The organism is Microcoleus sp. PH2017_08_TRC_O_A (genome assembly GCF_020738665.1).
GTDB lineage: Bacteria > Cyanobacteriota > Cyanobacteriia > Cyanobacteriales > Microcoleaceae > Microcoleus.
In genome coordinates, this window is sequence record NZ_JAEQCE010000136.1 from 1 (window position 1) to 10,445 (window position 10,445).

Sequence of the window (10,445 nt, forward strand, 5' to 3'; positions counted from 1 at the left end):
ACAGGCATCTTGCCTGTTCCTAATTGTCAGCAACAGGCAAGATGCCTGTTCCACAAGAAATTCACTCTTTAGTGAAACAGGCATCTTGCCTGTTCCTAAACAAGTAATTGAGAATGGTGCAAAATGTGAGTTCAAACTGGCTTCTTCACAAGAACCTCAATCTTTTTAGCTGAACTGTAAACAATTTTCTTTCGTATTTCATCAGCGATTAGTATTAATGGTGGGCAGACGATTAGCAGCGACCATTGCCAGGTCGATAGCGGTGCAGTCGCAAAGACTTTTTGTAAAGGTGGGAAATAGATAATAGATAGAATCAGTACGCACTCAACCGCAATTCCTAACCAGATTAAAGGGTTGCTAAAGAAGCCCAAGCGAAAAATTGAAGTGCGCTCACTGCGGCAGGCGAAAACGTTTCCAATTTGGCAGGCTACGATCGCCGCCAGCGTCATAGTTGTGGCTTGATGTTGACACTCTCAGCGCTGAAGCGACTGAGATTCTTAAGACATTGCGGTCTTAATATCCTGATTGCTCAGGTTCCCAAACTCAGCACGTTTGCTCATAGAGGGTGCTGATATCTTTTGGGCGTTTAGGTGTTCAACACCAGGTTTCGCGTCCTGGCCCACGTACCATTCTCAAAGCTCGATCTCTGATAGTTTTTGCAGCACCAATATCGGCGTGTTCGTGATATCCACATTCCACACAGATAAACTTTTCTTCATCTCTATTTTCCTGGTCGATATGACCGCAATTTCTGCATTCTTGGCTAGAGTGCTTAGGATTAACTTTAATTACGATTTTTCCTTGCTTTGCAGCCAGATACTCAATCTTTAATCCTAAATCGCCCCAGCCTGCATCGGAGATAGCACGATTCAATCCCTTTTTCCTGGATTGCCCATTCTTCAGAAACCTCCCAGTTTTCTCATCACTTTTTACCTTGCATCGGCGCATCATCCCAGAGATATTCAAATCTTCTAAGGCGATTGCATCAATGCTTCTAGATACAATCTTATTCGCAGTTTTCCATTGATACGCTTGGCGTTTATCACCAATTTTTTGATGAAATCTGCTAACTTTGATAGCTGCTTTTTTGCGGTTTTTACTGCCTTTTGTTTTGCGGCTAACCCGTCTCTGTCTAATTTTCAGAGTACGTTTAGCTTTTTTGTTGGTTGAAAATCTAGGGTTCTCAATTTGGTAGCCATCAGAAAGATGAACCAGTTTAGTGAGTCCTAAGTCGCAACCGATTACTTTGGGATTGTTACCGAGAGCTTTGGGGCTGTATTCAGGTACAGACTTATCTTCTATTCTCACGGAAACATACCAATCATTCTGTCGTTTCCTAACTGTGCAAGCCTTGATGGTAAAACCACTTGGGATTGAGCGAGAGTTGTGAAACCGCATCCATCCCAGTTTAGGTAAGTAGATTTTATTGCCCTTAATTTTCACCCCCATCGCATAAGTAAAAGATGTAAAATTACTGCGGTTCTTGAATTTAGGAAAACCCCTACCTTCAAAGAAGTTTTTGTAGGCAATGTCTAAGCGTTTAACATTCTGTTGTAAAACTGTTGAGTCTATTCTACTATACCAAGGTCTAGCCATTTTTAACTCAGGTAATGCTGTAATCTGAATGTCACCAGCACTTCGACGAGGATTTCGACGCTTACCTTCAAAGTCAAACTTAGAATCTTTCCAAGGATTTCCGGTTGCGCCACTTTTACTTACGAAGCAGGTCAATGGTGAAGCTTCGCTTTTTGTTCTGATGTCACAGTAGTTACCCTGGATAAACTGCTGATTGTACTGACAGATTCTGTCATTCAAGCACCAATTATACTGGCTTCGCAGCATATCTATCCAATCCGACATTTTTGATGATTGTGTTTGATTGGGTCGCAACTTATAAACATAGTTTGTTAGCAATCTGGTTCACCTCCTTAGTTTGTATTTTAACGTCTTTCTCTGCTTTCAAGTGTTAAGAATTAAGAAAAATTCACGGCGGTTGAAACCACCCGTGCCGCTTACATCGAGCGGGCTGAAGCCTCTGAGTTTTCCGCTTGCCGAATGTTTTTTTATAAATGCCACAATAATCCCGATCGCAAAAATGAAGCTTTCCTTGAGTTCCATACCCACCAACAGGTTAGTCAGCAGAAACACCAAAACACCCATGCCCAGGGCGATCGCCGTGATGACGTGCACCACGCTGTTGATTTGAACTTCCAGGGTGCTGGGTTCTCGTTTCACCGTTGTAGTGAGATGGGCAACCTGACCAAACTCGGTCTGAGTTCCTGTAGCGTACACGACCGCTAATCCACGCCCTGCCGCAACGGTAGAACCCGCAAAAACCAGATTGCTTGATTCGGAGGCACGCATCTTTTCAGTGGCTACAGGTTCCGCCGATCGGGCAACCGGCAGCGATTCTCCAGTCAGCACCGAGACATCGACATAACAAGACTGAGCCGAAACCAGTCTGGCATCAGCAGAGATGCGATCGCCCTCTTCCAATTGCAAGACATCTCCCGGAACCATCTCCCTGACGGGAATCTCACCTAGCGTCCCATCTCGATAGACTTTGGCTCGCGCGGGCAACATTTTATTGAGTGCTGTTAACGCTTGTTCTGCCTGGAATTCTTGCCAAAAACTGAAACCGGCATTAATCCAGATCACAGCCCAGACTGCCCAGCCGAGTTCTGGTGTACCCGAGACAAAAGCCAGTCCACCTGCAACCCAGAGCAAGAGAGCCATGAAATGAGTCAACTGATCGGTGAAGCGGAGTAATAGCGATCGCTTCGCTGGTTCGGGCAGTTCATTAAACCCGTAATGCTTAATTCTGATTGCTGTTTCTGCTTCTGAAAGTCCCTTTTGGGAAGTTGAAAGAGTTTCGTAGACTTGCTGAGTTGATAGTGTCCAAATAGGCGAATGAGATGCCATAAAAAGTCAACAAGTTGCCTCATAAGTTTGCTGCACGGTTGACAAGAGTGCTCCTATGGCTTCTTACTGCTGACTCCATCAGTGGTGCGCCCGCTGATTTCAGTTTCGTGGACGCGGTAAATTGCGATCGCCTCGGAACGTCCCTGACTATCAATCCAAGTGCGATTGATCGCAGGTGATAGCATGGGATTGCGCTCTTTGACGAGGTGCATTACTCGATCGAGATCTGCTTGCTCAGTCACGCGCAAAGCTCGACCATTGACAATAACACTGCGCCAATGAAGAGGCTCGCGTATTTCTTCAACCTGCAAACAAATTTCGGGATTCGCATCAAGATCGTGAGTCTTCATGCCGATCGTGGTAAACAGGTAAATGTCATCTGCTTCGAGATAATAATTCATGGGTATCACGTAGGGCTTGCCTTCGTGGATGCAGCCCAGATGACCGTATCCTACTGTGTGTAGGAGTTCGTGTATTTCTTTTGAACTCATTTCATCAATATCTAACATTACTATTTTCCTAAAGTTTTAGTTAATTAGTAGTATTCAATAGAAATAGTCCACGGTTTACATCTGTCATTAGATATAGTCGAGATCCTCACAAATCTTCTGCCCGCTTAGGAACGCAAATTAAATAATTTACACTCTTGAAAGTGGGATAGGCCAGAAGAACCCGTCCTTTCTGTACGGGTTCTCCTGCCCATCCCACAAGAATCATTAAATTGTAAGTTATTTAATTCTCATTACTTAATTGCTGTTTTTTTACCCACAGCTACGCTCGCTACGACTAAACAAGCGGTGATTAGGGCGATCTGCTCCAGAGTCTCACCAAGCAAAATAGCCGAAGCCAGCAGCGTCAAAAATGGTTGCAACAACTGAATTTGACCTACCCCTGCAACTCCACCCATCGCCATCTCGTGATAGAATGTGCGTCAGAAAATAGCTTTTCCATGATTGAGACAATAACGTATTCTGACGCACCCTACGACTGTCTCTAGCCGAAGCTGCGGGCACCAAAACCCTACCAACTAAAATCTAAAATCTAAAATCTAAAATTGGTTGAGGGTATTTTCTAGTTTTTCGGCAATGCCTTCAACCCAATTTTCATCTTGCTTGGTATAGCTGCGCGGCGCGTTAGCACCTAATATTAATACGCCTTGAGTGCCGATCGGCTGACAGATCACTCCTTGGGTATTTTCTGGCAAATAGTCGAATTCGATTTTGCCGGGATAAATATCGAGCTTTACTAAATAAACTGGTTTGTTTTTGTCGAGCACTCGCTGCAATATTGGCCCTGGCTTGACTTCGGGATTGATGCCTAAGATGCCGCGCCTCAATAAGACTTTTCCTTGATATACAATGACGATCGCCCTTGTGGCCGTATTTGTCAACAGCAAACGCGACGCCCAGGCTAATTCTAGCTTGACGGCATCGGGCAAATCCGGCGCCAGCTCGAAGCCTTCAGAGCCGGTAAGCTGTACCGAATCGGGCGATCGCGCTTGCACCTGTTGCCACAGCAAACCTGTTAAAATCAGCAGGGCGCTGATAATTACTCCCAAAACGTCCGATCGAGTTTGAGAGTCTGTAATTTGCTCTGTCAGTAAGCGGTTGACCACCAGCAGCGTACCTGCTAACCCTCCCGCAACTAAGGGTAATTGCCGCAATACTTTATTTGGATCAGATTTTGTCATTGGTCAGTTGATAGTTGACAGTTGACAGTTGATAGTTGACAGTTGATGGTTGATAGTTGTCATTTAGGCTTTGATGCACTCGCTCACCAAGAAACCGGGTTTTTAACCGAGATTGAGGGTTTTAACCAGTATTTTGGTTGAAAAACCCGGTTTCTGGATACCTATGCTTAAGTTTTATAAGGAGTAGTTGATAATTTAACAACTGCCAATTGCCAACTGCCAATTGCCAACTGCCAACTGCCAACTGCCAACTGTCAACTGCCAACTGCCAACTGTCAACTGTCAACCGACTTCGCCAATTTCGACAATGCGCTGGAATAGATAGCCGGTGCCGCGGGCGGTGAGAATTAATTCAGGATTGCTGGGGTCGTCTTCCAACTTTGCCCTCAGCCGGGAGATGTGAACGTCCACAACGCGGGTGTCTACGTGGCGTTCTGGCGTGTATCCCCAAACTTCTTGCAAAATTTCCGATCGCGAAAAAGGCTCTCCAGAACGGCTGACAAGCAGTTCTAACAAGCTGAATTCCATGCCTGTGAGCCGAATTCGTTCGTCGCCTTTATAAACTTGGCGCTTGTTGGTGTCAATCCTAATATTAGTTACGTGGATGACTCCAGAACTGGGAATGCCTGAAGCGCCGTTTTTGTCAACCCGGCGCAGTACCGAACGGATGCGGGCTTCGAGCTCTTTGGGAGAGAAAGGTTTGACGACGTAATCGTCGGCGCCCAATTCTAAACCGGTGATGCGATCGGCTACGTCTCCCAAAGCGGTTAGCATGATAATGGGTACGTCTGATTCTTTGCGTAACTCCTGACACACGCCGTAACCGTCGAGCTTCGGCATCATCACGTCCAAAACTACTAAGTCGGGTTCGGTGTTGCGAAATGTTTCGAGAGCTTCTTCACCGTCAGCAGCGGTGACGACATCGTAGCCAATCATGGAAAGGCGAGTCTCCAGAATGCGCCGGATACTGGCTTCGTCATCGACTACCAGAATTTTTTCTTTATGATTTTCCAAGTTACCGAGCACTCCTTAAGTTACATTTCAGATAATCTTAATTTTTTGTACCCTATCATAGAATATACAGATTGAATCGTGTATGGCGATCGGTCTGAAAGCTTGATAATTGCTTTAACTCAGACTTTTCTAAATGTTAGGGTGACTATTTATCATAGTAAACAATGCCTAAGCCTCGAATACAATATATTTGTCGGGAATGTGGGTATGATTCACCACAATATTTTGGCAGGTGTCCTAGCTGTCACAAGTGGGATTCTTTTGACGAGCAGTTAGAACCACATACTGCTGGTGGGCCACGGGCTGGTTTGACTGGGGTGACAACTAAGTCAGTGGGCGGTTCGCCTCCTGATAAGTCGAAGGGTCAACCAAAGGTATCTTTTAGATTATCGCAGATTTCCGACCAAACTCAGTCTCGCTGGCCTTCTGGCTATGGGGAACTCGATCGAGTTTTGGGAGGTGGGATTGTTCCGGGTTCGCTGGTGTTGATTGGCGGGGAACCGGGAATCGGGAAATCGACGCTGCTATTACAGATGGCGAATATGTTGGCGCGCAAGGATAGAATACTCTATGTTAGTGCGGAGGAGTCTGGTCAGCAAGTAAAATTGCGATCGCAGCGTTTGGGCGTGGCTAATCCGGTTAATTTGTCAAGCAATGGCGGAAATATATCTGATAGCAATGGGGAGGCTAAAACGGATTCCCAGGACAATTCAGCGGAGAATTTCTACTTGCTTCCAGAGACGGATTTAGAAGTTGTTTTGCGGGAGTTGGAAGCGCTGAAACCGAATGTGGCGGTGATTGATAGCATCCAAACTATTTATTTTGCTAATTTAACATCGGCTCCGGGTTCGGTGGCTCAGGTACGGGAATGTACGTCTGCTTTGATGCAGGTTGCAAAAAGGGAAAATATTACTTTATTCTTGGTTGGTCACGTTACTAAGGATGGATCTTTGGCGGGGCCGAGGGTTTTGGAGCATTTGGTAGATACTGTACTGTATTTTGAGGGCGATCGCTTTGCTTCTCATCGCCTTTTGCGATCGATGAAAAACCGTTTTGGCGCGACTCACGAAATCGGTGTTTTTGAAATGGTAGCCAATGGTTTGCGAGAAGTAGATAATCCGTCGGAGTTGTTTTTAGGCAATAAAGATGAATTTTCTCCGGGTACTTCGACGACTGTTGCTTGCGAGGGAACTCGACCGATTTTAGTGGAGATTCAGGCGTTAGTCAGCCCTGCAAGTTTTGGTGCGCCACGCCGTTCTACTACTGGTGTGGATAGTAGTAGATTGCAGCAAATTTTGGCTGTTTTGGAGAAAAGGGTGGGGATTCCTTTGTCTAAATTGGATGTGATTGTGGCGTCGGTAGGCGGGTTGAAGGTGGAGGAACCGGCGGCGGATTTGGGGGTGGCGATCGCAGTTGTGGCCAGTTTTCGCGATCGGGTAATTGATGCGCGCACAGTTTTGCTCGGAGAAGTCGGTTTGGGCGGACAAGTGCGGCCGGTGTCGCAATTAGAGTTACGGCTAAGGGAAGCGGCGAAATTGGGTTTCAAAAGGGCGATTATTCCTAAGAATCAATCCGTGCCAGATTTGGGGATGGAAATTATTCCGGTGGCTAGAGTGATAGATGCAATTATTGCAGCGATTCCGGCTACTCCTGCTCAGTTGCAGTCGGATGATATGGAAGTACAATCTGTTGATTTGGAGGAAGAGGATTTATCGAATTGAGTTAGAATGGTGATGTTGTAAATTGATATTAAGGAGGCACAAGTTATGTATCAAGTAGACATTGTTGAGGCTAAAGAAAAACTTCTGGAATTAATCGAAGCGGCGATGAGAGGTGAAGAAGTTGCCATTAGTAAAGATAATCAGCCTGTTGTAAAATTGGTAGGAATTCCCAAACAAGCTAAACCGAATCGGCAAGCAGGGAGTGCTAAAGGAATGGTGTGGATGTCCGATGATTTTGACGAACCTCTAGAAGAATTTAAGGAGTACAGATCATGAGGCTGTTGTTCAACACTCATGCCTAAACACGATCAAAAGAAAAAAAATATCGTTGTTTAGCAACAAACATTATGAGACGATTGCGAATAACCACACTTATTCAAGTCATAGTTATGGCAATCGTAACACTCTATCACGGTACAGATATTGAGAGTGCATTGGATATTTTGAATAACGGGTTAAATGGCGATCGCTTGCTAGTTTTGCAAACTCAGCCTGTACAATTAGGTCAAGGTTGGTACGCTGCGTTAGATCCAGAAGTAGCCTGGTTCTTTGCTGCCCTATCACCAGGTTTAGACGATTTAGGCTGCACAGTTATTGAAATGTCTTTGCCTGTGGTAGAATTAAACTATCTGCTGGATAGAGGAGAAGCTAGAATTGAGCCAATTGCCAATGTGATGTTCTCCGCACAGCAAATATGGTTTTCAATTAATGCCTTTGATTTTTTAAATGAAAAAGCTGACTTTCAACCTTGCCAGGAAGCAGGATAAATGAAAAACAATTACACCATGAACGATTTAAAAATTCGTTCTACAAATCGTACAACTACAGATAATGGCATTACTGCACATACTCATACTGTGTTGTTTGAGCGTCTGCTGACAGTTGAAGAACAGGAACAATTCACACAAATATTAAATAGTGTTTGCGAAACATTTGATTCATCACAAGGTTTAGATAATAAGTTTTTAGCTAATCCTCAAGTGACATTCACTGATCCTAACCAGGTACATTATACAGTGAATCAGCGCATTTTTGCAGGTTCGTGGAAGGATGAACTATTTGCTAGGTTAGTTGCATTTAGTCAGGAAGTTGCTAGTATTGCTGAACATGATGGAAATCCTGTCTTTAGCAAACTAACAAAGTTAAAGCAACTGCAAAAGTGGGCACAGTCACAGATTGACAATACTGCCCAACCTGAAGTTAGACCTGATATTGCAATTACAGTGTTGCAGTTAATTGATGAAGTTGAAAGGTTGCAGAATCAAGTTAAGCAAATAGAAACTAAATCACAAACTGCATAATGTTGTAAAAAACCAGATATAACAATCACGAAAGCCTACGAGTTTCCAGCAAAAGTCACAGAGGGCGGGAAAATAGAATTTCCCGATACCATCTTAAAATACTTAGCAGCTAACCAAGAAGTCAGAGTTATTGTTCTGGTGAAAGAAACAACTGATACAGAAGAGGAAAATTCTGCTATATTGGTTTGTAGTGAGGACTTTAGTCCGCATCCATTCCGAGGACTAAAGTCCTCACTACAAACCTTTTTTATTGCGCGTAATCGGACATGACATAATATAAAATCTCTGTCCCGGGTTAGAGAAAGAATACCATAAATATTGTATTATAGAGAATGTTTAAAAAATAGTTAATTTCCCAATTTTTAGAGGCGCGTTTTCACTCAAATATGAACAAGTCAAAAAGACGTAAAAATCAGTGGTCAAATGAACTAAACGATATCATTCGAGGTGCATCTGGCGGATTTTTGTTCGGGATTCCGCTGCTGTATACGATGGAGGTTTGGTGGATCGGTTCCTCTACTAAACCAGCGCAAATGTCGATCGCCATTATAACTACTTTTATCGTCGTTTTCTTGCTGACTCGCACTGAAGGCTTTCGCAAAACTAAGGACATCCGGTGGCGGGATGCTGCAATCGATACCGTAGAAGCGATCGCGATTGGCATTGTCTGCGCCGCTGTTATCCTGTTTTTGCTCCGGGAAATTACGCCGGATACTCCGCTGCAACAAGCTTTGGGGAAAATCATCTTTGAAGGCTTGCCCTTTGCTTTGGGAGTGGCCCTAGCAAGCGGTTTCTTGAGTGGCGATCGCTATCAAAGCTCAGACAGCGACAGCGAACCGATGATTAATCCCACTTTAGCAGATATCGGTGCTACTTTAATTGGCGCGATGATAATTGCTTTCAACATCGCCCCAACTGACGAAATTCCCATGCTAGCGGCAGCTATTTCGCCACCTTGGCAATTAGCAATTATCGCCGCTTCGCTGCTAATTTCCTACGGTATTGTATTCGCAGCCGACTTTACTTCTCAAGCAAAACGCCAGCAGCAGCGAGGAATTTTTCAGCGTCCCCTCAGCGAAACTGTGATGGCGTATTTAGTATCGCTGGTGGCTTCTGCATTTATGTTGTTTTTCTTCCACAAACTCAGCTTTGACGACCCTTGGTCTGTTTGGTTGGGCTATACGTTAGTATTGGGATTGCCGGCGACTGTTGGCGGCGCGGCGGGGAGGTTGGCGGTATGAGTGACAGTAATGCCGAAAGTAAAATGGAACAACCGGAAAAAAGAACTTTTGCTGAATGGGTAACATTTGCGATCGCCTGTTCGATCCTGTCTACCATCACCGGACTCGTACTTTACAACTGGGTGACTAAAAAACAGGAACCTCCTGTGATTTCTGTGACTCGCAACGAGCCAATTCGCGCCACCAAAGGGCAATTTTACGTACCGTTTAAAGTTACTAACACGGGCGGCGAAACGGCAGAATCAGTGCAAGTTGTAGCGGAACTGCGCGTCAAGGGCGAAGTCTTGGAATCTGGAGATCAGCAAATTGATTTTTTGTCAAGCGGTGAAACTAAAGAAGGAGCTTTTATCTTCAGCCGCAACCCCAGTCAAGGTGAATTGATTGTGCGATCGAGCAGTTATCAATTGCCTTAAAAAAGCTCAGATTCGGGAGTTTCAATATATCAAAAGTCAATTGATATAGCGGTTCTCAGAAAGATTCGCGGACGTTGTTGGGCTTGGGCCCTCTTGGTTTCAGTGGTTATATAACCTGTCAGTCATACCTCACCTTTTTGAGA

13 protein-coding genes and 1 pseudogene are annotated in these 10,445 nt (G+C 44.7%); 6 read left to right on the forward strand and 8 right to left on the reverse strand.

The features are described from left to right. Positions 1-131 precede the first annotated feature (131 nt). The 8 genes and pseudogenes from JGK22_RS31070 to rpaB form a co-directional block, all read right to left on the reverse strand. Positions 132-452: pseudogene (locus tag JGK22_RS31070) on the reverse strand (cation-translocating P-type ATPase C-terminal domain-containing protein); the annotation flags it as partial. A 142-nt stretch (positions 453-594) separates the two neighbouring features. After that, on the reverse strand, positions 595-1,860 hold the full coding sequence (locus tag JGK22_RS31075; protein ID WP_293180293.1) for a transposase: 1,266 nt from the start codon (positions 1,858-1,860) through the stop codon (positions 595-597). Positions 1,861-1,959: 99 nt separating this feature from the next. After that, positions 1,960-2,922 (reverse strand): cation-transporting P-type ATPase, encoded by a 963-nt coding sequence (locus tag JGK22_RS31080; protein WP_293214276.1) that lies wholly within the window; start codon positions 2,920-2,922, stop codon positions 1,960-1,962. A gap of 53 nt (positions 2,923-2,975) precedes the next feature. Continuing rightward, a complete protein-coding gene (locus JGK22_RS31085) occupies positions 2,976-3,431 on the reverse strand; it encodes a pyridoxamine 5'-phosphate oxidase family protein (RefSeq protein ID WP_293180300.1) in 456 nt (151 codons plus the stop codon). Positions 3,432-3,664: 233 nt separating this feature from the next. Beyond that, positions 3,665-3,829 carry a hypothetical protein gene (locus tag JGK22_RS31090; RefSeq protein WP_293206235.1) on the reverse strand — a complete coding sequence of 55 codons (165 nt, stop codon included), beginning with the start codon at positions 3,827-3,829 and terminating at the stop codon, positions 3,665-3,667. Between the two features lie 141 nt (positions 3,830-3,970). After that, complete coding sequence (locus JGK22_RS31095; RefSeq protein WP_293180306.1) at positions 3,971-4,612, reverse strand: cofactor assembly of complex C subunit B; 642 nt, start codon at positions 4,610-4,612, stop codon at positions 3,971-3,973. A 121-nt stretch (positions 4,613-4,733) separates the two neighbouring features. Continuing rightward, positions 4,734-4,898, reverse strand: a complete 165-nt coding sequence (locus tag JGK22_RS31100; protein WP_293219964.1) for a hypothetical protein — start codon at positions 4,896-4,898, stop codon at positions 4,734-4,736. Further along, positions 4,895-5,626, reverse strand: a complete 732-nt coding sequence (gene rpaB / locus JGK22_RS31105) for a response regulator transcription factor RpaB (protein ID WP_071587789.1) — start codon at positions 5,624-5,626, stop codon at positions 4,895-4,897. The genes JGK22_RS31100 and rpaB overlap by 4 nt, the downstream gene beginning before the upstream one ends. Positions 5,627-5,790: 164 nt before the next feature. On the opposite strand from rpaB, the gene radA reads away from it, so the two are divergent. The 6 genes from radA to JGK22_RS31135 all read left to right on the forward strand — a co-directional run bounded on the left by radA (position 5,791) and on the right by JGK22_RS31135 (position 10,302). Beyond that, entirely contained in the window at positions 5,791-7,347 is a 1,557-nt protein-coding gene (gene radA, locus JGK22_RS31110; RefSeq protein ID WP_293180312.1) for a DNA repair protein RadA, read from the forward strand. A 45-nt stretch (positions 7,348-7,392) separates the two neighbouring features. Then, positions 7,393-7,623, forward strand: coding sequence for a type II toxin-antitoxin system prevent-host-death family antitoxin (locus tag JGK22_RS31115; protein ID WP_293314424.1), 231 nt, complete (start codon positions 7,393-7,395; stop codon positions 7,621-7,623). A 113-nt stretch (positions 7,624-7,736) separates the two neighbouring features. Further along, positions 7,737-8,114, forward strand: a complete 378-nt coding sequence (locus JGK22_RS31120; protein WP_293180318.1) for a hypothetical protein — start codon at positions 7,737-7,739, stop codon at positions 8,112-8,114. Beyond that, positions 8,115-8,648: a hypothetical protein gene (locus JGK22_RS31125; protein ID WP_293180321.1), complete on the forward strand. Its 534-nt coding sequence runs from the start codon at positions 8,115-8,117 to the stop codon at positions 8,646-8,648. A gap of 386 nt (positions 8,649-9,034) precedes the next feature. Beyond that, entirely contained in the window at positions 9,035-9,889 is an 855-nt protein-coding gene (locus JGK22_RS31130) for a TIGR02587 family membrane protein (protein ID WP_293180324.1), read from the forward strand. Further along, positions 9,886-10,302: a TIGR02588 family protein gene (locus JGK22_RS31135; RefSeq protein WP_293180327.1), complete on the forward strand. Its 417-nt coding sequence runs from the start codon at positions 9,886-9,888 to the stop codon at positions 10,300-10,302. The genes JGK22_RS31130 and JGK22_RS31135 overlap by 4 nt, the downstream gene beginning before the upstream one ends. The last annotated feature ends 143 nt before the right edge of the window (positions 10,303-10,445 follow it).